The 25,542-nt window shown below is 42.9% G+C and carries 25 protein-coding genes and 2 riboswitches; of the genes, 20 read left to right on the top strand and 5 right to left on the bottom strand.

The genetic code is table 11. The annotated features are described in order from the left end of the window. The first annotated feature begins 297 nt into the window (after positions 1–297). Positions 298–1,293, top strand: a complete 996-nt coding sequence (locus P6709_RS14530; protein WP_278241656.1) for a sodium:calcium antiporter — start codon at positions 298–300, stop codon at positions 1,291–1,293. A 59-nt stretch (positions 1,294–1,352) separates the two neighbouring features. Here the strand turns inward: P6709_RS14530 and P6709_RS14525 are convergent, their stop codons facing one another. The 3 genes from P6709_RS14525 to P6709_RS14515 form a co-directional block, all read right to left on the bottom strand. Continuing rightward, entirely contained in the window at positions 1,353–2,030 is a 678-nt protein-coding gene (locus tag P6709_RS14525) for an amino acid ABC transporter permease (RefSeq protein WP_278241655.1), read from the bottom strand. A gap of 42 nt (positions 2,031–2,072) precedes the next feature. Then, positions 2,073–2,876 (bottom strand): transporter substrate-binding domain-containing protein, encoded by an 804-nt coding sequence (locus P6709_RS14520; protein ID WP_278241661.1) that lies wholly within the window; start codon positions 2,874–2,876, stop codon positions 2,073–2,075. 617 nt (positions 2,877–3,493) lie between these two features. Then, complete coding sequence (locus tag P6709_RS14515; protein ID WP_278241654.1) at positions 3,494–4,477, bottom strand: Gfo/Idh/MocA family protein; 984 nt, start codon at positions 4,475–4,477, stop codon at positions 3,494–3,496. Positions 4,478–4,645: 168 nt separating this feature from the next. On the opposite strand from P6709_RS14515, the gene P6709_RS14510 reads away from it, so the two are divergent. From P6709_RS14510 to P6709_RS14420, 19 genes are all read left to right on the top strand, one after another. Further along, on the top strand, positions 4,646–5,566 hold the full coding sequence (locus P6709_RS14510) for a bile acid:sodium symporter family protein (protein ID WP_278241660.1): 921 nt from the start codon (positions 4,646–4,648) through the stop codon (positions 5,564–5,566). Positions 5,567–5,642: 76 nt separating this feature from the next. Then, complete coding sequence (locus P6709_RS14505; protein WP_336619002.1) at positions 5,643–6,074, top strand: GNAT family N-acetyltransferase; 432 nt, start codon at positions 5,643–5,645, stop codon at positions 6,072–6,074. Positions 6,075–6,079: 5 nt separating this feature from the next. Continuing rightward, entirely contained in the window at positions 6,080–6,724 is a 645-nt protein-coding gene (locus P6709_RS14500; RefSeq protein ID WP_278241652.1) for a FusB/FusC family EF-G-binding protein, read from the top strand. A 53-nt stretch (positions 6,725–6,777) separates the two neighbouring features. After that, complete coding sequence (locus tag P6709_RS14495; RefSeq protein ID WP_278241651.1) at positions 6,778–7,755, top strand: DUF4003 family protein; 978 nt, start codon at positions 6,778–6,780, stop codon at positions 7,753–7,755. 531 nt (positions 7,756–8,286) lie between these two features. Next, a riboswitch (SAM riboswitch) is annotated at positions 8,287–8,394 on the top strand. A 133-nt stretch (positions 8,395–8,527) separates the two neighbouring features. Next, positions 8,528–9,661, top strand: a complete 1,134-nt coding sequence (locus P6709_RS14490; protein ID WP_278241650.1) for a methionine biosynthesis PLP-dependent protein — start codon at positions 8,528–8,530, stop codon at positions 9,659–9,661. Further along, positions 9,642–10,817: a cystathionine beta-lyase gene (gene metC, locus P6709_RS14485; RefSeq protein WP_278241649.1), complete on the top strand. Its 1,176-nt coding sequence runs from the start codon at positions 9,642–9,644 to the stop codon at positions 10,815–10,817. The genes P6709_RS14490 and metC overlap by 20 nt, the downstream gene beginning before the upstream one ends. A gap of 93 nt (positions 10,818–10,910) precedes the next feature. After that, positions 10,911–11,708 (top strand): SDR family NAD(P)-dependent oxidoreductase, encoded by a 798-nt coding sequence (locus P6709_RS14480; protein ID WP_278241648.1) that lies wholly within the window; start codon positions 10,911–10,913, stop codon positions 11,706–11,708. Positions 11,709–12,189: 481 nt separating this feature from the next. Further along, positions 12,190–13,293, top strand: a complete 1,104-nt coding sequence (locus P6709_RS14475; protein ID WP_278241647.1) for an ABC transporter ATP-binding protein — start codon at positions 12,190–12,192, stop codon at positions 13,291–13,293. Beyond that, positions 13,283–14,101 carry an ABC transporter permease gene (locus tag P6709_RS14470; protein ID WP_278241646.1) on the top strand — a complete coding sequence of 273 codons (819 nt, stop codon included), beginning with the start codon at positions 13,283–13,285 and terminating at the stop codon, positions 14,099–14,101. Before P6709_RS14475 ends, P6709_RS14470 begins: the two co-directional genes overlap by 11 nt. Next, a complete protein-coding gene (locus P6709_RS14465) occupies positions 14,085–14,888 on the top strand; it encodes an ABC transporter permease (protein WP_278241645.1) in 804 nt (267 codons plus the stop codon). Before P6709_RS14470 ends, P6709_RS14465 begins: the two co-directional genes overlap by 17 nt. Continuing rightward, positions 14,885–15,958: an ABC transporter substrate-binding protein gene (locus P6709_RS14460; protein ID WP_278241644.1), complete on the top strand. Its 1,074-nt coding sequence runs from the start codon at positions 14,885–14,887 to the stop codon at positions 15,956–15,958. The genes P6709_RS14465 and P6709_RS14460 overlap by 4 nt, the downstream gene beginning before the upstream one ends. Before the next feature lie 30 nt (positions 15,959–15,988). Continuing rightward, positions 15,989–17,182, top strand: coding sequence for a cation:proton antiporter (locus tag P6709_RS14455; RefSeq protein ID WP_278241643.1), 1,194 nt, complete (start codon positions 15,989–15,991; stop codon positions 17,180–17,182). 251 nt (positions 17,183–17,433) lie between these two features. Further along, complete coding sequence (locus tag P6709_RS14450; RefSeq protein WP_278241642.1) at positions 17,434–17,820, top strand: GntR family transcriptional regulator; 387 nt, start codon at positions 17,434–17,436, stop codon at positions 17,818–17,820. After that, a complete protein-coding gene (locus P6709_RS14445) occupies positions 17,817–18,713 on the top strand; it encodes an ABC transporter ATP-binding protein (protein ID WP_278241641.1) in 897 nt (298 codons plus the stop codon). Before P6709_RS14450 ends, P6709_RS14445 begins: the two co-directional genes overlap by 4 nt. After that, positions 18,700–19,440: a hypothetical protein gene (locus tag P6709_RS14440; protein ID WP_278241640.1), complete on the top strand. Its 741-nt coding sequence runs from the start codon at positions 18,700–18,702 to the stop codon at positions 19,438–19,440. The genes P6709_RS14445 and P6709_RS14440 overlap by 14 nt, the downstream gene beginning before the upstream one ends. Then, positions 19,440–20,144 (top strand): hypothetical protein, encoded by a 705-nt coding sequence (locus tag P6709_RS14435; protein ID WP_278241639.1) that lies wholly within the window; start codon positions 19,440–19,442, stop codon positions 20,142–20,144. Before P6709_RS14440 ends, P6709_RS14435 begins: the two co-directional genes overlap by 1 nt. A 155-nt stretch (positions 20,145–20,299) precedes the next feature. Continuing rightward, a riboswitch (SAM riboswitch) is annotated at positions 20,300–20,412 on the top strand. Positions 20,413–20,682: 270 nt separating this feature from the next. Beyond that, positions 20,683–21,987, top strand: coding sequence for an O-acetylhomoserine aminocarboxypropyltransferase/cysteine synthase family protein (locus P6709_RS14430; RefSeq protein WP_278241638.1), 1,305 nt, complete (start codon positions 20,683–20,685; stop codon positions 21,985–21,987). Positions 21,988–22,018: 31 nt separating this feature from the next. Then, positions 22,019–23,116 carry a homoserine O-acetyltransferase MetX gene (gene metX, locus P6709_RS14425; protein WP_278241637.1) on the top strand — a complete coding sequence of 366 codons (1,098 nt, stop codon included), beginning with the start codon at positions 22,019–22,021 and terminating at the stop codon, positions 23,114–23,116. 373 nt (positions 23,117–23,489) lie between these two features. Beyond that, the gene (locus tag P6709_RS14420) at positions 23,490–24,344 is read left to right on the top strand and encodes a dimethylarginine dimethylaminohydrolase family protein (protein WP_336619001.1); all 855 of its coding nucleotides are present in this window, start codon (positions 23,490–23,492) and stop codon (positions 24,342–24,344) included. Positions 24,345–24,438: 94 nt separating this feature from the next. Here the strand turns inward: P6709_RS14420 and P6709_RS14415 are convergent, their stop codons facing one another. After that, positions 24,439–24,621, bottom strand: coding sequence for a hypothetical protein (locus P6709_RS14415; RefSeq protein ID WP_278241636.1), 183 nt, complete (start codon positions 24,619–24,621; stop codon positions 24,439–24,441). Positions 24,622–24,817: 196 nt separating this feature from the next. Continuing rightward, entirely contained in the window at positions 24,818–25,345 is a 528-nt protein-coding gene (locus P6709_RS14410) for a YceI family protein (RefSeq protein ID WP_278241635.1), read from the bottom strand. Positions 25,346–25,542: the final 197 nt, after the last annotated feature.

Below are 25,542 nucleotides of genomic sequence, written 5' to 3'. Positions count from 1 at the left end.
TAAGTCCGGTCGAATACCGAACTCAAACCAGCCAATCAGCTGCATAATAAAAACTCTAACTTTTGGGGGTTGCCACCTTGTCCCAAGCTCTTTTAGGCTTCTTCAACTATCTGAAAAAGTTTGCAGGATAGGGTGACAGTAGTGGACAGTGCGGTCCCAATTAAGATGAACTAAGTGAGCCTCTGTTAAATATTGAGCAGTGTCATCATCCCAAATCCTTTTTGTCATGAGGCTGTCCAAGCAGTAATAGAATGATAAAAATGGCTGAGGGTCTGTCCTTTTCAGAGGGAGGAATGAATGGTCTATTTTATTTTTGGGCTGGCAGCTTTAGTTACGATTTTAGCGGCAATCGAACTTTCAAACTATGCAGATGCGTTAAGCGAAAAGACGTCATTAGGCGGGTTACTAATTGGCACATTGCTTCTTGGAGGAGCGACTTCACTGCCTGAAGTAACGACGAGTCTGTCCTCTGTGTACTTGTCCAACCCGGACATCGCAGTAGGAAATATGCTTGGATCCAATTTATTTAACCTCTTCATCCTTGCAAGCTTTGATTTAATTCTTCGAAAGCAACGGGTCTATCGTGCGGCAGAGGGAGGCCATCTATATACAGCAGGTCTTGGACTTGGTATGGCATGCATGATGGTGATGGCCTTTGAAAGGAAATCAGAAGTAGTGTTTTGGGGGATTGGACTGGATTCAATATTAATTGCTTTTGTCTATGGGACAGGCATGATTGCAATTAGTAAATTGTCTAAAGCAGGACAAATGCAGGAGCTAAACGGAGAAACAGAAAGCCAACAGCGTGTAGAAGAAAAGAGGATATCAATCAAAAGAACGTTGATTGGTTTTTTGCTTGCTGCTATTGCGATCATGGGTGCGGGGACATTGCTTTCCATCTCCGGAGACCGTATAGCAGAAATATCTGGCCTTGGTTCTACTTTTATAGGCAGCTTCTTAATGGCTGCGACTACTTCTTTGCCCGAAGCAGTTGCTGTTTTAGTCGCTTTAAAATTGAGGAATGTCAATCTTGCAATAGGATCCATCTTAGGCAGCAATATCTTCAATATGCTCATATTAATTTTGAGTGATGCTGTTTACCGGGACGGAGCTATTATTGCTCATGTTTCAGCTTCACATGAAGTAACAGCGGCGGCTATTTGTATCATGTCTCTTTTCCTAATGTATTCAGTTGTGAGAGGGAATCGCCCATCTCAAGGAATGTATGTGCTGCCTTCAATTTTCATTGTGCTCACCTATTTTGCGACTACATATTATTTGTTTAATGGATAAAAAAAGCTTGAAGAACCATCCTTTTGGGATGTTTCTTCAAGCTGATACACTCACAGTTCTTAAAGGTATTCTTCATACCGTTTTTCCAAGTAGTTTTGCAGGACCGTCATAGCAGAACAAAGCGCCCAATAAATGAGTGCAACCAGAATGTACATCGTCATAAAATCAAACTCTCTGCCGCCCACAATCCTGGCTTTTTGAAAAATTTCCGGTACTGTAATCATCGCAGCAAGAGAAGAGGCTTTGATTATATCAAGCTGAACATTCGCAAGCGGCGGAGTTGCTATACGGATGGACTGCGGCAAAATAATGCCGTACATCGTCTGCCAATAGGTTAAACCAAGTGCTTTAGCTGACTCCCACTGCCCCTTATCGACAGAGGAAAGGGCAGAACGGATGATTTCCGCAATGTAGGCAGCGCTGTTTACGCTAAACGCGATTAAAGCAGCCTGAAGTGGAGAAAGCTGCAGACCAATGATCGGCAATCCAAAATAAAGCATAAACAAGATAACCAGAATAGGCACACCGCGCATAAAAGAAATATAGGTCCGCGTCGGCCATCTGAGAACTGCATATTTTGAGGTTCTGGCAAGAGCCAGAAAAAAGCCGATGACAAGACCGGCAGCCATACTTGCAAGAGAAATCAGGATGGTATAACCGATTCCTTCCATAACATAAGGGAAAGAATCAATAGCCAGCTGAGGGTCAAAAAGATATTCCCACTTAATATCCGTCAATCATGTCACCTTCTTCCCCTAGCTTGGACGAGAGGTTTGCTTTTATTCTTCAAAATCAATATCCGGTTTCTGCGTTACGTCTGCTCCAGCGAAAAATTCAGCAGAGATTTCAGCAATCGTCCCGTCTTCAAGCATTTCATCTAATGTCTGATTTACATTTTCGATTAACTCTGTATTATCTAGATTCATGACCATGCCAGCTTCAGATGGACTGTATTTTAAGTCTGGATGAATGGTAATGTCCAGCTCAGGAAAAGCTTCGAGTGCCAGCGTCTGCAAATAGTAGTCATTTAAAATAACATCTGAGTTTCCAACATGTACATCACGAAGGTATTCTTCGTTCGTTGCATTATCATAGATTTTTTCTATCGCTCCGTATTCCCTCGCGAGCTCCATGTAAACAGAGGTTGCCGCACCTGCAGCCTGTTTCCCTTCCAGATCTTCAAAGGTTTCGATGCCGGATAAATCATCTTCCCTTACAATTGCTGTTCCGTATGAATATTTGATAGGAGTCGAAAAGGCAAATTTATCTTTTCGTTCTTCATTGATTTCAATATCGTTGGCAGCCAGATCAACCTGACCTGAATTAACAGCTGTCAGCATGCCATCGAAGCCAATTTCCTCAAAGTCAACCTCCAGGTCCAAACGTTCTGCCATTTCAAGCACAACCTCAACCTCGAATCCTGTCAGTTCTTCTGTTTCTGAATCATAATACGAAGTCGGATAAAGAGTTCCGGAAGTGGCGACGGTTAAAACGCCTTCCTCTTGAATTTCATCCCAAACTGAATTGCTTTCTTCCCCGCTATTATCTGAACTGCCGCTTCCGCACGCAGCTAAAAGAGCCATTGACAATACGCCAGCAGTCAAGGCCCGGTACTTTTTGGCAACGAATAATTTCACAAAAAATCCCCCTCTATTTTAGATACTTTTAAAACATAGCATTTCGCTCGGGCTTAGGGCAAGCACTTAATTCTGGCAGTTGAAATTGTTGAAAGCAGTCGAAAAAAAAGAATATTCTACCTTTTTGTATAAAGAGGGACCGGTTTATTTCCGCTCCGCCCGGAGGCTTTCCGCGTGGCGGGAGGTGAGCCCCTTTGATGCTTTTGCATCTGCAGAGTCTCACCCTTCCCGCTGCATCACGCAGGAGTCCCCGGTCTGCGCTCCAATAAACCTATTCTTTTGAGGGTTTATAGAAAAAATGGGTAACAGCAACAATAAGGTTTTCGGGAATGATTTTTGCACGTGAAAAGAAGGAATGAGTTTGGAGCATATCTGCAAACATTGTTTGAATTGTAAGAAGAGGTGAACGGAGTGGAAGGTGGCGGCTCCCAGGATATGAGGGTTGATTGAGTCTTTGCAGGGCAACGCCCAAGAAGACTCAGAGCCGTCGCAGCGAAAAGAATCAAAGAGGCTGAGACAAAATTTTGTCTCAGCCTCAATCGCCTTATAAGAATACACTGGGATTATTTTTGATCGATCGGGTACACGATTCCGAGCTGCTGGCGAATAGTCTGCATAAGTGCCACTACATTTAATGAAAGCTCATGTGTGTTCACTGTTGATTCAATTTGCCCATTCTCAAACGCGCGTGCAAATTCTTCGAGTTCGTAAGCCATAGGAGCCTTTGTCTGCGCAACGGAAACATCTTCTTGCCCGCCTCCTTTTGTTATCCGCTTAACCGAATCGGGAGAACTGATTTGAGAAATATGAAGTGCGGCTTTTTCACCTGCGATTTCACTTGGCAGGTAGCTGTTGGTGATTTTGGAAAATGTAATGACCGCGTCCATTTCTCCGTAGCTTAAGAGAACCATTCCTTGTCCGTCTACACCTGTATGGAGATTGGTGCTGATGGCTTTCACCTCTTCAGGCATACCAAAAAGGGCAACCAGAGGGTAAAGGGTGTATACGCCGAGATCCATTAAAGATCCATTTGCATATTCAGGCTTAAATGCATTTTCAATGATTCCCTCTTTAAACTTATCGTAGCGGGACGAGTATTGGCCGTAATGGGCGCTGTACTGACGGACTGGACCGAGTGAAGGAAGCAGTTCTTGTATTCTCTCAAAATTAGGCATGACAGTTGATTTCATTGCTTCCATCAGCAATACGCCATTTTTTCTCGAAGTCTGTACCATTTTTTCAGCCATGGTATAAGTGGCTGTCAGCGGTTTTTCGCATAAAACTGCGATTCCCGCTTCTAAGCACTGAATGGTTTGTTCGTGATGCACCGCATTTGGAGTCGCGATATATACGCCTTCAATCTTTCCGCTTGTGCACATTTCTTCAACGGAAGTGAAGACATGGTTTATGCCGTGTTTAGCAGCAAAGGCTTTTCCCTTTTCCTGACTGCGGGAGCATACTGCTTCAATAGAGACGTTTTCAACGTCCTTTGAAGCTTCAATCAGTGAATCTGTAATCCAGTTAGTTCCTATCACACCGATTTTCATTGTATGTACATCCTCTCAACTGTTCTTCTACAGAAAGTGTATCGCTAATGCTTCAAATAGGAAAGAGCCGTAAGAAAAAAATTTAATGGAAGACGATCTTTAAAGATGATTGAATTTACTGATAGTTCGATCTATAATGGTGAAATTCTAGCAGAAGAGGTGAGGTCATTGGATTCAATTGCGAAGGTCAGTCATTTTGCAGGAAAAACATTTGCCTTGTGGGTCGTGTTAATTGGTGTCATTGCTTTTTTTATTCCCTCAGGTTTTGTCTGGGTTACCCCGTATATCAGTTTACTACTCGGTGTGATTATGTTTGGCATGGGGATGACACTTACTGTAGAAGATTTTAAACGGGTGGCAAAGCAGCCAAAAAGTGTAGCAGTCGGTGTTGCAGCTCAATTTACCATTATGCCTTTGCTTGCCTTTGGATTGGCTAAAGCATTTCAGCTTTCACCGGAAATCGCAGTAGGTGTCATTCTGGTGGGCTGCTGTCCTGGCGGAACCGCTTCAAACGTTATTACATATTTGGCAAAAGGAAATACAGCCCTTTCTGTCGCCATAACGTCTGTATCGACGGTAGCAGCACCTGTTTTAACTCCAGCTTTAATTTATCTGTTTGCCAGCGAGTGGCTCGACGTTTCTTTCTCAAGCCTGTTTGTTTCCATCATACAAGTAGTGCTTGTCCCAGTCATCCTGGGGATTGCCGCACGGTCGATTTTTAAGGAAAAGGTGAAAAAAGCAGTTCCGGTTATGCCGCTTGTCTCCGTTATCGCCATTGTCGTTATCGTGGGCGCGGTAGTCGGTGGAAATAAAGAGGCAATTATAACCTCCGGCGTCCTTATTTTTACAATTGTTGTCCTGCATAACGGCCTTGGTTTACTAATTGGCTTTGGTCTGGCTAAAGCATTGAAGCTTGATTTTTCAAGTCAAAAAGCAATATCAATAGAGGTAGGTATGCAGAACTCAGGTCTTGGAGCTGCCCTGGCCATCGCTCATTTTAATCCGGCAGCAGCTGTGCCAAGTGCTTTATTCAGTCTTTGGCACAATGTGTCGGGACCGCTTGCAGCCACCATTTGGAATCGGAAATAAACGGGTTAAGAATATCACGTATCGTTTAAACGCCTAAAGGAAAGACTGAATTGATAGAATGATAGGAGAGAAGATGATGATTGCAGAAATCACTAAGCCTCAATGGAAGGAAGCCTACCCTTTGATGAGTCAGCTTAGAACACATTTATCTGAAGATGAGTACCTCACCATCATGGAAGAAACAGTAAAAGAGAATCAATATCGGCTATTTGGGGTATGGGAAAACAAGGAGTTAAAAGCATTAGTTGGTTTTATGCCCATGACGACTCTTTATTATGGAAGATTTATTTGGGTATGCGAACTTGTAACGGACCACCGGGAAAGATCCAGGGGATATGGGATAATTCTTCTCGACTTTGTGGAACAATATGCAAAAGACCATGATTTTCAAAAGGTTGCTTTATCATCGGGACTGCAGCGGCAGGACGCACATCGTTTTTATGAAGAAAAAGGAACCTACGATAAAGTAAGCTATGTATTTAAAAAAGATCTGACACAGGAAAGGTGATTGTGATGGAACCATTTATCCAGAACCATCAATTTAATGTGATCAAACATCAGGCAGCTCTGATGCAAAAACAGGTGCACGGCACAATTGACAGGGAAGTCGAGATGGCAGTCCGTTCACAAGCTGAAACAAAGATAGTTGAGGTGTTTGACCAATTATCTGACGAGCAAAGAGCGGTGCTTGAAAAACTGCCCCATCTTAAAACGGAAGAAGAAAGAACGGGTTTTCTGAAAGAGCTCCAGCCCTTTCGCATTTCTTTTCCCAGCCTCACCCAAAAAGAGGTGAAGGAATTATTTCCGAAAACAAAAAAACTGAAGCTTCCAGTCCTAAGCGAGGTCGATTGGTCCAGCGTTACCTATGTTGGGTGGAAGGATATTTCAGCAAGCAGACAGTATATCATTGCTTACGTGGATCAGCGCCTGACAGGAGTGGAAGGCAGGTACGTGATATCGTCCAGAAAGGGGATTTGCGAGCTGTGCAGCAGGTATGGGGATATGGCGTTTACCTCTATTGCTAAACGGGGACACGCAGGGGAAAATGACAAGGCGTTTGGAAAGTACATTTGCTACGACAGTAAAGATTGTAATCAGTTTATTCAGGATCCGGCAAATCTCACTTCTTTTATCAAGCTGGCTGTCAAAGAAGTTTGATCATGATTGGCGGCAGGGAGTCCTGGAATAAAAAGCAGAGCGGAGGAAATGGCATGAAGCAGAGCGAAGAGCTGAAAGAGTACATCACAATTTACGAGTCGCTCAGGAAGAAATATAAGTGGCGTGTTGAGAATGGAGCACTCATGATGATTGCTTCCCTTTTTACAGGCAGCAGCAAGCCTTTTAATTTAAATCGCTATATTGAATTAGTTGACTTTATCAAGCAGGAGTCCAGTCCCTTTTCCTATATCCAATCTACTTTGAGGTATTCTCTGGCGGGGCTTTTATTAAGCCGGTCTGAGCAGCCTGAAGAAGATTACAGGCAGATACAGAAATCCTATGACCTTCTAATTGAAGCGGGTTTTCAGCGAAGTTCGCACAGTTACATTGCAGCCTATGTTCTTTCTTTATCAGTGAAAGAAGGGGAAGAGCTTTCGCAGCATGTGGAACGGGCCAAAAATTTGTACGATGGAATGAAAAAACAGCATTTTTTCCTGACATCACATGAAGACTATCCGCTGGCCGTTCTTCTAGCTGAGGGGGAAGCTGATGGAGAGCAGATGCTTGAGGACATGGCATATTATTATGATGAACTGCATCTGGCCCTGTGGAAAGGAAACAACCGGCAATTTCTATCTCAAATCCTTACATATGGAAAGCGGGAAAACAGGCAGATCCTTGTTCAAAACGCGGTGACCTGGATGGATGATTTAAAAACACAAAAATTCCGTCTGCGCGGTCTTCATCTTCCAATCGTTGGAGTAGTAAGCCTGGTTTCTACGCCATCCGCATTGCTTCCGAAAATAAAAGAGGTTTATGAAGAGTTAATCGGCTACAGCAAATTTAAATGGTATAAAGACCATTGTTTTATGGCTGCGGTCAGATTGGTCATTCAAAAAGAAATAGAAGAAAGCAGCGTTCTCGATGTTGGACTGGCAGCAACCGTCGAGTCCATTATGCAGGCTCAGCAGGCTGCGGTCATCGCTTCATTGGCTGCCGGAGCTACAGCAAACTCTTCTAATGGGGGATAATTTTTAAGAAAACACTGGACAGGATAGTTAAAAGTGTATACAATAATAATGAAAATCATTCTCAATTAAAAAAGCAGTTTGACGAACGTTGAGAATGAGAAAAAATGTCGCTGATTCCGACACAACTAACCTTGTGATTGATGCGTTCGCACCGCAGCAATCCTGATGTGACGTCAAAGGTTATCGAATAAAAGCGACACCCCCTCCCCGCCCCATTCCGCTGCATTCAGCAGGATGGGGCATTTACGTATGAGCTGAAGCAGTCTAAACAATTCAGCAGGATGCAGCATTAGAGTGATGCGGGGCTGCGGGAGGCGGTCAGCGGAAGATGAGGGAAAGCTTCCACTTAGAACTCCGGTTAGGAACCTTTGACAAAGTGATTTCAGGTTCATTTAAACATATAAATTAAAATAAAAAACACGCATAACCCCTTGATTATTTTCATAATCTGCTGTACCGTATAAAACAATCAAACAATTCAGAATTATAATAAACAGGATCTTAACTACAAAGATCAAAACTTAATATGCCAACTTATCTAGAGAGGTTGAGGGACTGGCCCTTTGACACCTCAGCAACCAGCCACATTTGGCACGGTGCTAATCCCAGCAGGTGCTTGTATTGCCTGAGTGATAAGGAGAATAGCGAATGCAGATTCGGACCTTCTTCTTATAAGAAAGGTCCTTTTTTATTTTACTTATATAACACAGCTGTAATGAATTGAGCGGCTGCAAGGATACTGCCAAACCATTGTTTCAAGGAGGAGCCAATTATGACTTATCATGTAAATACTCAATTTGTTCAGCTGGGCAATCGCAGTGAAAAAGAAACCGGAACGGTTAACCCCCCTGTCTATTTTTCAACGGCATACCGTCATCCCGGCCTTGGAGAATCTACCGGCTATGATTATACCCGTACTAAGAACCCGACCAGAGCGGTTTTGGAAGAGGGGATTGCACGACTGGAAGAAGGAGACGAAGGTTTTGCCACAAGCTCCGGAATGGCAGCCGTTCAGCTGGTGTTATCTTTGTTTAAGCAGGGAGAAGTGATTTTAGCTTCAGATGACATCTATGGAGGGACGTACCGATTATTAAGGCATTATGAAGAAGCTTACGGCATACAAACAAGATATGTAGATACAAATAACCGCAGAGAGATGGAAGATGCAATTTGTGAAAAGACGAGAGCCATTTTAGTTGAAACACCGACAAACCCATTAATGCACGTAACGGATATTGAAGAAGTATCCAAGCTTGCGAGAGAACATAGTCTGCTGACGATCGTGGATAATACATTCTTAACCCCTTATCTGCAAAAGCCGATTCTTTTAGGTGCTGATATTGTCATTCACAGTGCGACAAAGTTTATTGGCGGACACAATGATGTGCTTGCAGGATTGGTCGTAGCAAAGGGAAAGGAACTATGTGAGCGGCTTTTTGCCATCCATAATGGAGCAGGTGCCGTTTTGGCTCCTCTGGATTGCTGGCTTTTGGTCAGAGGACTAAAAACTCTGTCACTGCGAATGGACCGTCACCAGGAAAATGCAAGTAAGGCGGCTCAATTCCTTGAGCAGCAGCCAGGTATTACGGATGTTCTCTATCCGGGAATTGGGGGGATGGTGTCGTTCAGATTAAAGAAAGAAAGCTGGATTGATCCATTCCTAAGAGAGCTGGAGCTTATCACCTTCGCAGAAAGTCTTGGAGGAGTGGAAAGTTTCATTACGTATCCCGCCACCCAGACGCATGCAGACATCCCGGAAGAAGAAAGACAGCACCGAGGCATCTGCAACCGTTTATTGCGTTTTTCCGTTGGCATTGAACATATAGATGACTTGACAAAGGATTTGGAAAAAGCACTGAGAAGGGTGCAGAAGGAGGAGATTGACGATGACCAAACATCACTTTGATACCAGGCTGCTGCACCAAGAGGACTTTCGCGACAAGCAAACAGGAGCCGTTAATGTGCCGCTGCATTATTCGTCCACCTTTCATCAGGAATCTATTGATGAATTCGGTCCCTTTGACTACAGCCGCTCAGGCAACCCGACACGACAGGCGCTCGAAAATACAATCGCAGAGCTTGAAAATGGAGAGCAGGGATTTGCTTTTGCTTCTGGCATGGCTGCCATTTCCTCTGCCTTTATGCTCCTGTCTGCAGGAGATCATGTACTCGTGTCAAAAGATGTGTATGGCGGGACGTTCCGAGTCATCACAGAGGTTCTGACTCAGTTTGACATTGAACACACCTTTATAGACATGACAGACCTGGATGAAACAGCCAGAAGTGTAAAGCCAAACACGAAGGTCATTTATGTGGAAACACCATCCAATCCATGTCTGAATATTACCGATATTGAAGGTGTTGCAAAGGTAGCAAAAGCAAATGGCTGTTTAACGTTTGTCGATAACACGTTTATGACTCCGTTGCTTCAAAAGCCGCTTGATCTCGGAGCGGATCTTGTTCTTCACAGTGCAACCAAGTTTTTATCCGGGCACAGTGACGTGGTAGCAGGTCTTGCTGTAACCAAAAACAAAGAAATCGGCAAGCGTCTGAAATTTGTTCAAAATTCATTTGGCTCTATTTTAGGTGTGCAGGACTGCTGGCTGCTTTTGAGAGGGATGAAAACATTGAGTGTACGATTAAATCAATCCTCTCAAACCGCAAGAGATCTTGCTCAGTATCTTCATCACCATCCAATAATTGAAGAAGTATATTATCCGGGCTTTTCTTTTCATGCCGGGTATCCGATCCACCAGCGTCAATCAGCGGGTGCGGGTGCTGTTCTGTCCTTCAGGCTTCCTTCAAAAGATTGCGCCAGAGTGTTTGTGGAGCAGCTGAAAATACCGGTTTTTGCCGTCAGCTTAGGTGCCGTTGAGTCCATCCTGTCCTATCCTGCAACCATGTCTCATTCGGCAATGCCGATAGAAGAGAGAGAAAAAAGAGGCATTACAGATGGACTTTTACGGTTATCTGTCGGCCTTGAAAATGGGGATGATTTACTTGACGACATAAAGCAGGCATTAACGGCGGTTGAACAGCTGGCTCCTGCAGCTCAAGTTTAAGCATCGCTTAATCATTTGCCTTGATCCTTGTGTTTAGGTCTTAACGTTTTAAGGAACGTAAGAACTAGAAACCAAAATCGGAGGGATCAAGGCATGGTATTTTCAGAAAAAGCATTAAAAGATCAGCATATTCTTGTGACAGGTGCGACTGGAGGCATTGGCTATGAGACAGCAAAAGCAGCTGTCCAGGCCGGAGCGACTGTTTCTGTCACTGGCAGAAATGAAGAAAAATTAGCGGAATTAAAACGGGAAGTCGAGTCGACGCATGTATCCGGATCACTAATTGTTATTCCAGCAGACTTAAATGATGCTACAGAGCGTCTGCGTCTGGTGGAAGAGGCAACTCAAAAAGGCGGTGCGATAACAGGATTGGTGAATTCTGCCGGCATCTCAGGAGGGGGACCTCTTGATCAGCTTGAAGAAGAAAAGATGAGAAATGTAATGGAATTAAATTATTTTTCAACGGTCTTATTGACGCAGCTCGTGTACGAAAGGCTCATTCCTCAAAATAAAGGGGCGATTGTCAATATCTCATCTCTGTCCGGATTGCGAGGCACACATGGAAATACAGCGTACAGCGCTTCTAAATTTGCAGTAATTGGATTTACACAGTCCTTTGCAGTTGAAGCGATAGAACATGGCATCCGTGTGAATGCAGTTTGTCCGGGATTTGTTGATACAGAAATGGGACGTTCAGCGATTGAGAAAAAAGGTAAGGCTGCCGGCCGATCCTACGAAGAACAGCTGAAAATTGCTGAGGAAGGTCTCCCTTCCGGACGCATTACTCAGCCCGAAGAAGTCGCCAACAGCGTTATTTTCCTTCTTTCGGATGCAGCTGAAAATATCGTGGGAGAGTCACTTAAGATTTCAGGAGGCAGTGTGATGAGGTAATCGGTGAGTCGTTTTACCTTACGTAATGGTTTGATAGATAGACTTTACTAGTATAAAAATGAATTATACAAAAGCAAGGCTTGGACAAAACTCAAACAAGTTTAAAAAATGAGGATCTATTTAGTAGTAGCAGGTGAGCGGAGCGGAAGGCTGCGACTCCCTGCAGGATATGACGGTTGCTTGATACCCTGCAAGGCAAAGCCTGAGGAGGGCTCAGCGCCGTCCTTGCGCCCGCCTGAAGCGCAGTGAACCGGTCGTAGAGCTTGAGACACTTTTGTCCCAAGCTCTCTTTATGTTTCTTTATACGAACGAAAGGAAGAATGCAAGTTTAATAATCGTGAGCCGTAAAATAGATGGCTGCAGGCTGAATGCTGAATGCGGCAAACGGATATGGAAAATAGTGAAAGTTCTTTAGTTTCTTAAAAAAAATAGCGTATAATGTAGGATAAATTGCAGTTAAACAGGCAGGAGGAAAGAACAGTTGAGCCAAAATACTATCATCCGGTTTGATCAGGTTACACATCAATTTGATCAGACCGTCGTGTTGAATGAAGTTAGCTTTGAGATCGAAAGAGGGAAGTTTTATACACTGCTCGGGCCATCCGGCTGCGGGAAAACCACTATACTGCGGCTGATTGCAGGCTTTATGGAACCAGCAGCAGGCTCCATTTATTTTAACGGCAAAAAAATTAATCATATACCGGCTAATAAAAGGCAGGTTAATACAGTATTTCAGGATTACGCTCTTTTTCCACATTTAAATGTGTTTGAAAATGTAGCATTTGGCTTGAAAATAAGAAAACTAAAAAAAGCCGATGTACATGTAAAAGTTAAAGAAGCGTTGAAATTTGTCAATCTTGAAGGGTATGAGACAAGACAAATCAGTGAAATGTCAGGCGGGCAGAGACAGCGTGTTGCCATTGCACGAGCGATTGTGAATGAACCCGAGGTGATCCTGCTTGATGAACCGCTGTCAGCACTTGATCTTAAACTGCGGACAGAGATGCAATATGAGTTGCGTGAACTGCAGCAGCGCCTGGGCATTACGTTTATATTCGTTACACATGACCAGGAAGAAGCGCTTGCCATGTCGGATGAAATTTTTGTTATGGACAAGGGTGTCATTCAGCAGAGTGGGACGCCGATGGATATTTACGATGAGCCGATCAACCGTTTTGTGGCTGATTTTATTGGAGAATCCAATATCGCATCTGGGAAGATGGTCGCTGATTTTAACGTTTCATTTGCAGGAAAAGAATTCGAATGCGTAGACCGCGGTCTTCAGCGGGATGAGCCGGTTGAAGTGGTGATTCGCCCTGAGGATTTAACGATTACAGAAGAAAGCGTAGGTAAACTTCAGGTGAAAGTGGATTCCCAGCTTTTTCGAGGGGTTCATTTTGAGATTTGCTGCTTTGATGAATTCGGAAATGAGTGGCTGGTTCATTCTACAAAAAAAGCAGAAGTTGGAGAATCAATTGGTTTAACTTTTGAACCGGAAGCCATTCACGTTATGCGGTTTAATGAATCAGAAGAGGATTTTGACAGAAGGTTGGAAGGGTACTCGGAGACTGACCATGGAAACTAAATCAAGAAATTTGTTTTTAATCCCATACGCTTTTTGGATTCTTTTATTTGTTATAGCACCTGTCATGCTGGTCGTGTTTTTTTCGTTTAGAGGACTGGATGGAGGGTTTACGCTTGAAAACTGGACTCATTTTTTTACATCCACTTATTTTCAGCTGACGCTAAGTTCATTTTGGTATGCTTTTTTAATTACGTTTTTTGCTCTTATCATATCTTATCCGACAGCATTAATCTTAACTAAAACAAAGCATAAACAGCTCTGGCTGCTGTTAATTATCGTGCCTTCATGGATCAATATTCTGCTGAAGGTCTACGCTTTTTTAGGAATTTTCGGGACGTATGGTCCGGTAAATGCCCTGTTAAACACGATGGGAATCAGTTCGCAGCAGATCCTATTTACCGATTTCAGTTTTGTATTTGTTTCCGTTTATATTTTTATTCCGTTTATGATTCTGCCGATTTTTAATGCACTGGACAAGCTGAATCCGACCCTTGTGGATGCTTCACGTGATTTAGGCGCATCCTCGTGGGAAACGTTTCGGCAGGTCATTTTCCCGTTAACGGCAAGGGGGGTAAAAGCAGGCTGTCAGCTTGTTTTTATTCCAGCTCTGTCTTTATTTATGATTACAAGACTAATTGCCGGTAATCAAGTTATCACGCTTGGGACTGCCATCGAACAGCACTTTCTCGTTACTCAGGATTGGGGAATGGGATCCACTATTGCTGTATTTCTTATCGCCGTAATGGCAGTGATTATGTTTTTAACAGGCGACCGGAAGAGAGGGCTGGCGAATGAAAAAAACGTTTAATTGGCCGGCTGTTTATCTGGCTTTCGTCTTTGTGATTTTGTATGCACCGATCTTTTATTTAATGGTGTACTCATTTAATAGCGGGGGGACCATGTATGGGTTTGAAAGCTTTACATGGGACTATTATATTGAAGTGTTTCAGGATACAAGACTATTAATCATTGTTTTGAACACAGTGATTATCGCACTTTTATCCTCTCTGATTTCAACCGTTATTGGCGTTTTTGGTGCTCTTGCGATTACGTATGTGAAAAGACAGCGTAATAAAAACACCTTGCTTTCCCTCAATAATGTTTTGATTGTCAGCCCGGATGTTATTATCGGTGCTTCCTTGTTAATATTATTTACGTTTATCGGAATCAGACTGGGCTTTACGTCCGTCCTGCTTGCGCATATTGCGTTTAGTGTGCCGATTGTCGTGATAATGGTTCTGCCGAAGCTGCAGGAAATGAGCCCTACGCTGATTGATGCAGCAAGAGATCTCGGGGCAAGCAGGCTGGATGTACTGACAAAGGTAATTCTGCCTTACATTACACCAGGCATCTTTGCAGGATTTTTTATGGCGTTGACGTATTCACTGGATGACTTTGCTGTCACTTTTTTTGTAACAGGAAACGGTTTTACAACGCTGTCAGTAGAAATCTATTCGCTTGCCAGACAGGGAATTTCCCTGCAGATAAACGCATTATCCACACTTATTTTCTTAGTAACACTGGTACTGGTAATGGGCTATTATTTCATTAGTAAAAAAAGCGGTGCCGGCTTAGGGATGGGGGTGCCAAAATGAAACAGCTGATTCGTATGTTCAGTGTCGTCACACTTGCCGTTGTGGTGCTGCTTATTGGAGTGAATTATCTTAATTCGTCTCAAAGCACCTCTGGTAATGATACACTGACCGTTTTTAACTGGGGAGATTATATAGATGAAGACCTGCTCACAGAGTTTGAAGAAGAAACAGGCATTCGTGTGATTTATGAAACATTTGATTCCAATGAAGCGATGCTGACTAAAATTGAGCAGGGGGGAACTACCTATGATATTGCCGTTCCTTCTGAATATACAATTGATAAAATGATCGAACAGGAATTGCTGCTCGAACTGGATCATGCGCAGCTGCCGAATATGGAGCATCTGAATCCGGATTTTATGGACCTTTCCTTTGACCCTGGAAATGCATATTCCATCCCTTATTTTTGGGGAACTGTGGGCATTGTTTACAATCCAACTGTTACAGGAGATGTTGACTTTTCTTCCTGGGACGATTTATGGAATGAAGAATTTGAAAACGAAATCCTGCTGGTTGATGGCGCAAGGGAAATCATGGGAATGTCCTTAAACAGCCTTGGCTATTCGTTAAATACGAAAGATCAAATAGAACTTGCAGCTGCACAGGAAAGGCTGCTTACGCTGTCTCCGAATATTAAAGCCATTGTCGGTGACGAAATGAAGATGCTGATTGGCAATAATGAGGCGCCAATTGGCGTTGTCTGGTCGGGAGAAGCAGCTGATATGATGTTTGAAAATGAGGATCTCGATTACGCGATTCCGGAAGAAGGATCCAATCTGTGGTTCGATAATATGGTGGTTCCAAAAACCGCAGATAATATCGACGGCGCTCATCAATTTATTAATTTTATGCTGGAGCCGGAGCACGCTGCACAAAACGCTGAATATGTCGGTTATTCAACGCCGAATCAGTCAGGCTTTGAACTCTTGCCGGCAGAAATTGCTGAAGACGAACGTTTTTATCCTGATGAGGAAATTACAGATCGATTGGAAGTGTATGATAATCTGGGGCAGGAAATGCTCTCGTATTACAATGAATTGTTCCTGGAATTTAAAATAGAACTTCGTTAAGATGCGTAATGAAGGAGAGGAGGAGCTGAAGTGGAAGCCTCGCATGTGATTTTACTGCTGTTGATTGGCTATTTTGTGTATACCATTGATAACCATGCAAAGTCATTTCCACAGCCTCCAATCCTTGTATTAATTGGACTCGGTTTATCTTTTGTCCCGTTCTTCAGTGAAATCAATTTAACAGAAACGATGCTCTACGATGTGATACTGCCTTCGCTGTTGTTTATATCTGCTTACAAATATCCTCCTGCAGCCCTGCGCAAGCATGCAGGCATTATTGCAGTTTTAAGCACGGGCGGCTTACTCCTTACAGTCTCTCTTCTTGGTATTGTCATCTATTTTACTGTAAGTCCGTTTGTCAGCCTGTCATTAATTGGGGCATTTGTCATCGCTGCAGTCATGGCTCCTACAGACCCGGTTTCTGTGACGGCTATATTAAAACAAAGCGGAGCAAATGAAGGAATCGCTGATGTTGTAGAGGGCGAGTCGATGATTAATGATGGCACCAGCATCGTTATTTTCACCACTTTGGTCATGATGATTTCTACAGGGGCAGATTTTACGTTTTGGTCCTTAGCAAGAAAGTTTCTTGTTATTTCAGCAGGAGGCATATTGATTGGGCTGCTTTTTGGGTGGCTCGTAAGCAAGGCAGTCCACTACACCCATCATAAAGAATTTCAGGTTATGCTGAGTATCGTGCTGGCATACGGGAACTTCCACCTGGCTGAAGCACTTGGAGTTTCAGGCGTTCTTGCCACAGTGACCGCCGGCATCATGCTTTCATGGGAGTTTACTCACACAAATAAAGAAGATCATTACAGAGAAGCGCTTGATGGCTTTTGGAATATAGTTGAACCCACACTGCTTTCAGTGGTTTTCTTAATGATCGGGCTTATTGCAGCTTCCTATTTGGATAGTGGACTGCTCTTAATTTCTTTGGTGATTTTTCTGTTCAGTCTCGTCATTCGGTATCTGGTGGTGGGGCTGTCAGCAGCAGCGATTCCATCCTTACGCCGTGTTTTTGGTAAAAAAGAAGCCTTCATTATTGCTTTCTCTGGTGTGAAAGGTACCATGTCGGTTGTCTTGCTGCTCATTTTAGAGTCGAAAAATGCAGCCAACATTGACTTTATCATTTCACTCTCTTTCTTTGCTATCCTGCTTTCACTAGTCATCCAGAGCTTTGGAATCTATCCTCTCACAAGGAAGCTTTTAAAATCTGAATAGTCGACAGTCAGTTCATAACTGAACTAGTTAGTGAACGGAGGCAGTATATTCTGTTTGAATAAGGTCCGAGAAACGGTAACATCCACCTGAAGAGTAGTAAACCCGTCAAAAAGCTTGTGACACATGTTGTCACAGGCTTTTTTTTTGCCCATATTCAATCTATAAAATCAAAACCATAGTTGTCAATCTTTACAATTTATAATATACTACATTACAACACTAATGCACTAGGTTGGATAGGGGGTGTGGAGATGATTCTTAACACGGATGGGACGAAGCCTATTTATATGCAAATAGCCGAATGGCTGGAAACAGAAATTTTGCAGGGGAAATTTACTCCCGATGAAAAAATTTACTCCCAGTATCAGCTGGCTGATTTATTTACCATTAATCCGGCTACTGCAGCGAAGGGATTAACACTTTTGGCGGAAGAAAAAATCTTATATAAAAAGCGGGGATTAGGCATGTTTGTGACTCAAGACGCGAAAAAGATGATTCGGCACAGAAGAATCAATCAGACCCTTAAAAAGCTGGTTGATGAAATTGTAGAAGAAGCGGAACATCTTCATGTAAAAGAAGAGGAATTAATCACTATGATTCAAGAGGCAAAAAGAAATCGGGAGGGGGATGCAGAATGAATACAATTGAATGCCGCAATCTGTCTAAAACATTTGGCAGCAAGACCGCATTGCAGGATTTTACGGCGGTCATTAAGGAAAACACCATCACAGGTGTAATTGGCAGAAATGGAGCCGGTAAAACAACCTTGTTGAAGATAGCAGCAGGTTTTTTGCAAAAGAGTTCAGGAACCATTCAGGTATTTAACGAATCCCCTTTTAACAGTCTTCTGGTTTCGGCCAACAGCATTTATATAGATGAATACGTTCAGTATCCTCCAGCACTTACACTCAGGGAAATCCTCGATCATAATCAATATTTTTATGAAAAATGGGATAAGAAGCTTGCAGACCGGCTGCTGGATTATTTTGCGCTTCATCCTATGCAGCACCATAACCGGTTGTCTAAAGGACAAAAAAATACTTTTAATGCAATCGCAGGTCTGGCTTCCCGTTGTCAGCTCACCATTTTCGATGAACCAACCACAGGAATGGATGCTTCTGTTCGAAAGGATTTTTACCGCGCACTTTTAAAGGATTATCTTTTACATCCGAGAACCATCCTGCTTTCAAGCCATCATCTTGACGAAATAGATGAATTGATTGAAGAAGTTCTTTTGATCAAAAACGGTACAAAGCATCTTCACATGCCGGTCGAAGAGCTGAAGGAATATGCGATAGGAGTTCAGGGTCCAGAGCAGGCTGTAGGAGATTGGATTTCCAATCATCAGGTAATCTATACAAAACAACCCCGTCCTGGAGTGGCTTATGCAGTAATTAAAAATGATTTTTCAGCAGGCGATAAGGCACAAGGTGTTAAAATGGGACTTCAATTTTCTGCAGTGAGCACCAGTGATCTCTGTGTGTACTTAACCCAGCCGCATAAAGGGGGAATTGACGATGTCTTTATCTAAAATAACGTTGGGAGAAGCTGTTAAAAAGCAGTATAAGTACAAACTTTTTTCCTACTACGATGCGATAAAATCGCTGCTCATTATTCAGCTGATCGCAATTGTGTTTTCATTTATAGGGTCAGGCGGGAGCAGTACATCCGATATGAATGTCACGATATCTGTCGATACCTATTCAAGTGATGTAGTCTTTTTCTTCACCGTATTATGGATGTTTATAACGGCTATTCTGCTAACAACACGGGCGTACCGATACGAGGACTTTTCTTTTATAACCAATCGAATAAGCAGCCAGCTCGCAAACACACTTTATTTACTAACGGGTGCAGCAGCAGGCACCATCACTACCGTATTAAGTACCTTTTTACTTTATGTGATCTTTTATTTTACGAATTCATCCGAAACTATTTTTGGCTATAGTGCGGCAGGGTCGCCCGGGGAACTGATGCTGGCTGCAGGAGGAACATTTTTTTACTTGCTTGCAGCAGCAGCGCTTGGTTATTTTCTAGGGGTATTGACTCAAATCAACCGTTTATTAGGCTTTTTTGCTGCAGCGATACTTCTTTTTTTACCAATGTTCCTGGGGCAATTTTATATTTTTAACCAGATCTCCACCTTTTATTTTCAGGAGTCATCTCTTCTATTATTTGGCTTAAAAATTTTGCTTTCAGCTTTACTGCTGTTTTGTGCAGCCATTTTGCTACTAAATAAACGGGAGGTGAGAGTATAATGATCATCTTTCAGTTCATGTTCTTTTGTCTTGTGTTTGCAGGAATCTTCTTATTATTTAGGAAAACACCAAGAAAAAGAAAAAACCTTTTTTCAACCAGAAAAATGTTTATGATTCTAGCAGGGTATGTGGGGATTCTTCTTGTATCGATGGTTATTTATTACTTTTTGCCGCAACATAAGATGGAAGGGGTAGAAGAAGCACTCGGCTCCTGGGAAGAAGCGTTTGAAGAGGGGGCTGAGGTCTATGAAGCAGCTCATCGCGGAGACTTTGAGGACATACCGGAAGAATATTTAATTGGAGAAAAAACGATTCCATATGATAAAAATACACTCTTAATCCAGCCCGGCATGCTTGATGAGACTATGGCTGTTATCGCAATTGAGCGGGTAGAAAATGAAGGAGAGATTCAGGTTATTCATTATCGTTCTCCTTATCGTTTAGATGGCATAGATATATCTCATGAGTTTGAAAATACGGAGATCAACACGGTTGAAAATCAGCTCATCCTGACAGCGTCTTCTCCGGGTGAAATCTCGTATGCGCAATTCACCAAGCCTGTGATTTTGTCTCAATTTAATCCAAGCGGCCATTCAGGTATGGGAATTAATTATCATGCAGGTACTGAAGCATTCCTGCTGAAAGTTCCTGAAAATATTGAAGTTCTGCAAGAGGATGAGAGTTTCATTCAATTTCTTGAATAAAGCCCAGGATAAATCCTGATCCATCACATAAAGCAGCAATACAGAAATACACTGAATAGTTGTATAGACTAAATGTTCTGAAAAAAGGTTGACTTTCAGGTAGAGTTTGTTCTATAATCCACAACAAGAGATTCGTAACCACCTAACTTAATATACTCTTATCCAGAGTGGCGGAGGGACTAGGCCCTGCGATGCCCGGCAACCAACGAATATTCTTTTCGGAAAGGTGCTAATTCCTACAGATTGATTTTAATCTGAAAGATAAGAGGAGGACAAAACCCTCTTCTTATGAAGGGGGTTTTTTTATTAGAAAAGTGCAAAGCGCTCGCCCAGGCCCGACAAGTTTAAGGCGCGGAGCACAATCCACCTGGTTTTTGGTGGATTTGCACCGTGACTTAAAACCTCGAGGGCCTAGCGCTTGGAACTGGATCAAGAAAAGTGCAAAGCGCTCGTCCAGGCCCGACAAGTTTAAGGCGCGGTGAAGAAAGCAAATGAAAGCTATTCAGCTAATTCTAAAAATGGAATGGAGAGATTCATGATGACAAACTCAAATCCCCAATACGGCATTGAAACCCTGCTTTTGCATGGTGCAGCCGCGCCTGATTCTGCTACAGGATCCAGGGCAGTCCCTATTTACCAGACCACTTCATATGTATTTGACAGTGCTGAGCATGCGCAAAAATTATTTTCACTTGAAGAGCCGGGCAATATTTACACCAGAATAGGGAACCCTACTGTAGCTGCTTTTGAGGAGCGGATGGCGATTCTTGAAGGCGGAGTTGGCGCTGTCGCTGTATCCTCTGGAATGGCGGCCATTACCCTTGCCATCCTGAATGTTGCCAGTGCGGGGGATGAAGTAGTTGCAGCGACCGATTTATACGGAGGAACTTACAACTTATTTACTTCCACATTGCCGAAATATGGAATTACGATTAAATTTGCAGACCCTAAGGACCCTGAAAACTTTAGACACGCCATTACCCCTAAAACAAAAGCCGTGTTTGCAGAAGTGATCGGAAATCCTAGTCTTCATGTTTTAGATATTGCAAAAGTGGCTGAAGTGGCTCATGAGGAAGGGGTCCCTCTCATCGTTGACAGCACATTTGCCACACCTTATTTAAATAAACCACTTGAGCATGGCGCTGATATAGTCGTTCACTCTGCAACAAAATGGATTGGGGGCCACGGCACCACGATCGGCGGAGTTGTTGTTTCCGGAGGCAGTTTTGATTTTGCCAACGGCCGATTTCCAGATTTCACAACACCGGATCCAAGCTATAATGGACTGAAATTTGCAGATTTGGAAGAAGCGGCATATATCGCAAAGCTTCGTGTACAGCTTCTTAGAGACATTGGTGCATGCTTAAGTCCGCAAAATGCCTTTTTGCTGCTTCAAGGGCTTGAGACTCTTCATTTGCGCATCGACCGGCATATTGATAACGCAAAAAAAGTAGCCCAATACTTAAGCGGACATCCTCAAGTGGAGTGGGTATCCTATCCTGGACTTGAAGATCATCCTTCCTACCAATTAGCGTCCAGATACCTTCCTAAGGGACCAGGATCTATCATTGTATTTGGCATTAAAGGGGGAAGAGAAGCGGGTAGAAAAGTGATCGATCAAACCGTATTATGGTCGCATGTAGCCAACGTCGGGGATGCCAAGTCGCTCATCATTCACCCTGCATCCACCACTCATGCTCAGTTAACACCAGAAGATCTGAAAGCAAGCGGAGTGTCAGAAGAGCAGATACGTTTGTCAGTCGGGATTGAATCAGCAGATGATTTAATTGCTGATTTGGAGCAAGCGATTCAATTATCCGCAGAAGTTTCTTTGCATCCGTAAACAAAACCTATTTGAAATGAGTTGATACCCGGTGAATGACAATGGAATAAAACAAAAAGTCGAACGGGTGGAAAACACGCTGAAGATAGGCCCGCTGATCCTTGAATCTGGAAAAGTTCTTCCAGATGTCACCCTGCGCTATGAAAGGGTTGGGGATCCGGATCTGCCGGCAGTTCTGATCTGTCATGCTTTGACGGGGAGCCACCAGACGGTTGGGACAGAAGAAGAGCCAGGATGGTGGAGAGGATTTGTCGGGTATGATTCACCGGTTGACCTGCAGCAGTATCAGGCTATTACCTTTAATGTAGTGGGAGGCTGCAGCGGCTCATCAGGACCTGCCTCCAAGGATGCTGAAAACAAACCTTACCGGTTATCTTTTCCATTTATCACAGTCAGAGACATGGTGCACGCCCAGTACAAAGCGCTTGAAAAGCTGGGGGTTTCTCATTTAAGAGCGGTGGTGGGAGGATCGCTTGGAGGCATGCAGGCCCTTGAATGGGGAATTCTTTATCCTGATTTTATGGATCAGCTGTTTATTTTAGCGGCTACTCCAGCCCTGAGTGACTACGGCATCGCCTTTAACCGGATCGGGATTCATGCGATTGAACAGGATCCGAGGTGGAATAGCGGAAATTATGAAGAGGCAAGCGATGTGAAAGGCTTTGAGGTGGCCCGTATGGTAGGGCTTGTTACGTATCGAAGCCCTTCCCTTTTTACCAATCGTTTTTCCAGAGAAGAAAAGCCGGCTGAAGACGATCGCCCTTATTATCAGGTCGAATCCTATCTTCGTTATCAAGGAGAAAAAATTACAAGGAGATTTGATCCGAACAGTTATCTGTACTTGCTTTATGCCATGAATGGACACGACATAGGACGAGGCAGGGGAGGCATCCAGAAGGCTGCCAATCTTATTCAGGCTGAAGTCGTCGGTGTCGGTTTTACAGGTGACCTTTTGTACCCGCCGGATGAGATCCACTCTTTCATTCAATTTACCTCCAAAGGGTTTTTCCATGAGGTAGAAACCGCTTTTGGACATGACGGATTTTTAGTGGAATATGAAAAATGGGGCCCAATCATAAGAGGTCATCTGGCAGAAAGAGCACCTGGCCACATTCCAAATGAACCGTGATACGATCTCAGCCATAAGGACATAACAATGCTCTTCACGATTCTCAGCTTACTCGTGAAGGGCATTTTCTCTGAGTAGATAGAGCTCCTGTGATTTTGATGCTCTATAAAATTTTATTAAATCGCTAGCTAGCAGTGAATCGTCACACACATTTTCAATCAATCATATACTGTTAGTTATCGGAAAGCTGTAATCCTCCTTACAAACATTCACGTAAACCCCCAGCGACGCACATAAACTCTTATGCACAAGATGCCTGTGAAATTTTATCCTTAAAATCCGTTTAATCTTAAGTTGAAAAAGGAATAATACCCAAAAGGGTTTAGACAATGTTTATGCTGACTAACCCGAAATGGATAACGGAGGGCCAGATATGTTGATGGAAAGAAAAGAAAGCAGCGGTATAATTTCATGTGAAAATGAATATGACAGGCTAGAAAGAGTGTTAGTTTGTCCTCCTGCCTTTATGAAAATTGAAAAAGCAATTAACGAGACTCAAAAGCATTTCCTGGATGAAAATATAAATCAAGAAAAAGCGATGGAACAGCACAGAAATTTTATTCAGGCACTGCATACCAATGGAGCCGATGTCGTTCAGCTGCCGCCGATCAATACATTTCCTGAACAGGTATTTACCCGGGATATAGGTTTTACCATTAACGATACTGTTTTCATTTCAACGATGGGAACAGATGTAAGAACTGGTGAAGAAGTAATCCTAGAGGACTGGCTGAATGAAATGGGAATGAAGCATGAAAAGATTCATTCATCGATTGAAGGCGGGGACGTTATTGTTGACGGATCTACCGTTTGGATTGGTGTAAGTTCACGCACGACGAACGAAGCCATAGCTGAGCTACAGAGTAAGCTGCCGGATCACAAAGTGATTGCGGTCCCATTTGATTCTCAATATCTGCACTTAGACTGTTTATTTAATATTGTGTCGCCAACTGAGGCATTAATCTATTCTCCTGCATTTGATCAGGAGACACTAGAGCAGTTCAGGGCTCACTATACGTTAATAGAGGTTAATGATAAAGAACAATTTACGATGGGGCCTAACGTCTTATCACTGGGTAATAAAACCCTATTAAGTCTTCCGGTTAATAAGGAAATCAATGAAAAGCTGACCGATGCCGGATACGAGGTAATCGAACTGGATATTTCAGAAATTATTAAATCAGGCGGGTCATTCCGCTGCTGCAGTCTTCCTATTAAACGCGCTTAGAGCAGTCGCATTTTTTAGGTCATTGAAAAGCCACCATAACCGGGATCCCGGTCATGGTGGCTTTTAATTGCAGTTATTCGAGTGAATCACGTTTTTAGGTGGCAGGATAATTAGGACCGCTGTTTTTCTTATCGCCTTTTACTGAACCGGTTTTTTTAGCGGTACGTTCATTACGGTCGACTGTTCCATCCTCATACATATCCTGTATTTGACTGTTGATCACTTCATCTGCAAATTCTTCCTTGTATTGTTGATCTTCATTTTCTTTCTTCTTCATAATAATATCCTCTCCATTCTTTATGGGAATGTGTTCATTATTATTTTGTGAAGTTTAGACAAAATTATACAAAGGATGATTTAAAAAATCAAAACTTAGGGTCTGTTGAGTCCGTATTTTCTGTTTGCTCTTTTCACACTCCTGCCATAAAAAAGAGGCTGAGACCATTTTGTCCCAGCCTTCTGATTCTTATTTATTATGCTTGCTGTGCCTGGATTTGCAGGTTGATTTTGATGTCTTCACCGACAAGTACTCCGCCGGTTTCAAGCGTTTGGTTCCAAGTTAAGCCGTATTCTTTACGGTTGATTTTTCCGTTCACAGAAAAGCCGACTTTTTCGTTGCCCCATGGATCTTTTCCGGCGCCTTCGTACTCAACTGTAAACGTTTCTTTTTTGGTTACATCTTTGATCGTAACATCGCCAGTCAGCTCATATTCATCATCACCGATTTTTTTTACATCTGTTGATTTGAAGGTAATGGAAGGATATTTTTCAACATCAAAGAAATCAGCTGAACGCAGGTGATTATCGCGATCCTGGCTGCGTGTATCAATACTGCTTACATCAATTGTGAAGTTAATTGACGCTGTTGTCATATCATTTACATCAGCTTCTACCTCTGCAGAAAAGTCCTGAAAAGAACCTTTAACGCGCGAAATCATCATATGCTTTACTGAAAAATCCACTCCGGAATGCACACTGTCTACTACCCATTTTTTTGTCATATTAGTTCCTCCTATTTAGTTACCATAAGTAACTTAGTTAGTATTTGTAATTTATTATAGGGGGTAATAATAACACTGTCAACCTATTTCGAATAAATAATTCTCGAATTTGAGATATTAATTTTCATCGAATAATAATTGCATGATGCAGAGGGGCACTCGGCTTTTTAAAGGCTGTAATGAAATGGCAGCAGTTT

It is taken from the genome of Jeotgalibacillus sp. ET6 (assembly GCF_029667115.1).
Lineage (GTDB): Bacteria > Bacillota > Bacilli > Bacillales > Jeotgalibacillaceae > Jeotgalibacillus.
The sequence above is the reverse complement of the archived record's forward strand: the minus strand, read 5'-3'. Positions and strand labels throughout refer to the sequence as shown.

Excerpts from the sequence above, each read along its gene's own strand:
- P6709_RS14530 (WP_278241656.1), top strand. The coding sequence starts at position 298 with ATGGTCTATTTTATTTTTGGGCTGGCAGCTTTAGTTACGATTTTAGCG.
- P6709_RS14520 (WP_278241661.1), bottom strand. The coding sequence starts at position 2,876 with ATGGCTCTTTTAGCTGCGTGCGGAAGCGGCAGTTCAGATAATAGCGGG.
- P6709_RS14515 (WP_278241654.1), bottom strand. The coding sequence starts at position 4,477 with ATGAAAATCGGTGTGATAGGAACTAACTGGATTACAGATTCACTGATT.
- P6709_RS14505 (WP_336619002.1), top strand. The coding sequence starts at position 5,643 with ATGATTGCAGAAATCACTAAGCCTCAATGGAAGGAAGCCTACCCTTTG.
- P6709_RS14500 (WP_278241652.1), top strand. The coding sequence starts at position 6,080 with ATGGAACCATTTATCCAGAACCATCAATTTAATGTGATCAAACATCAG.
- P6709_RS14495 (WP_278241651.1), top strand. The coding sequence starts at position 6,778 with ATGAAGCAGAGCGAAGAGCTGAAAGAGTACATCACAATTTACGAGTCG.
- P6709_RS14490 (WP_278241650.1), top strand. The coding sequence starts at position 8,528 with ATGACTTATCATGTAAATACTCAATTTGTTCAGCTGGGCAATCGCAGT.
- metC (WP_278241649.1), top strand. The coding sequence starts at position 9,642 with ATGACCAAACATCACTTTGATACCAGGCTGCTGCACCAAGAGGACTTT.
- P6709_RS14480 (WP_278241648.1), top strand. The coding sequence starts at position 10,911 with ATGGTATTTTCAGAAAAAGCATTAAAAGATCAGCATATTCTTGTGACA.
- P6709_RS14470 (WP_278241646.1), top strand. The coding sequence starts at position 13,283 with ATGGAAACTAAATCAAGAAATTTGTTTTTAATCCCATACGCTTTTTGG.
- P6709_RS14465 (WP_278241645.1), top strand. The coding sequence starts at position 14,085 with ATGAAAAAAACGTTTAATTGGCCGGCTGTTTATCTGGCTTTCGTCTTT.
- P6709_RS14460 (WP_278241644.1), top strand. The coding sequence starts at position 14,885 with ATGAAACAGCTGATTCGTATGTTCAGTGTCGTCACACTTGCCGTTGTG.
- P6709_RS14450 (WP_278241642.1), top strand. The coding sequence starts at position 17,434 with ATGATTCTTAACACGGATGGGACGAAGCCTATTTATATGCAAATAGCC.
- P6709_RS14445 (WP_278241641.1), top strand. The coding sequence starts at position 17,817 with ATGAATACAATTGAATGCCGCAATCTGTCTAAAACATTTGGCAGCAAG.
- P6709_RS14440 (WP_278241640.1), top strand. The coding sequence starts at position 18,700 with ATGTCTTTATCTAAAATAACGTTGGGAGAAGCTGTTAAAAAGCAGTAT.
- P6709_RS14435 (WP_278241639.1), top strand. The coding sequence starts at position 19,440 with ATGATCATCTTTCAGTTCATGTTCTTTTGTCTTGTGTTTGCAGGAATC.
- P6709_RS14430 (WP_278241638.1), top strand. The coding sequence starts at position 20,683 with ATGACAAACTCAAATCCCCAATACGGCATTGAAACCCTGCTTTTGCAT.
- P6709_RS14420 (WP_336619001.1), top strand. The coding sequence starts at position 23,490 with ATGTTGATGGAAAGAAAAGAAAGCAGCGGTATAATTTCATGTGAAAAT.
- P6709_RS14415 (WP_278241636.1), bottom strand. The coding sequence starts at position 24,621 with ATGAAGAAGAAAGAAAATGAAGATCAACAATACAAGGAAGAATTTGCA.
- P6709_RS14410 (WP_278241635.1), bottom strand. The coding sequence starts at position 25,345 with ATGACAAAAAAATGGGTAGTAGACAGTGTGCATTCCGGAGTGGATTTT.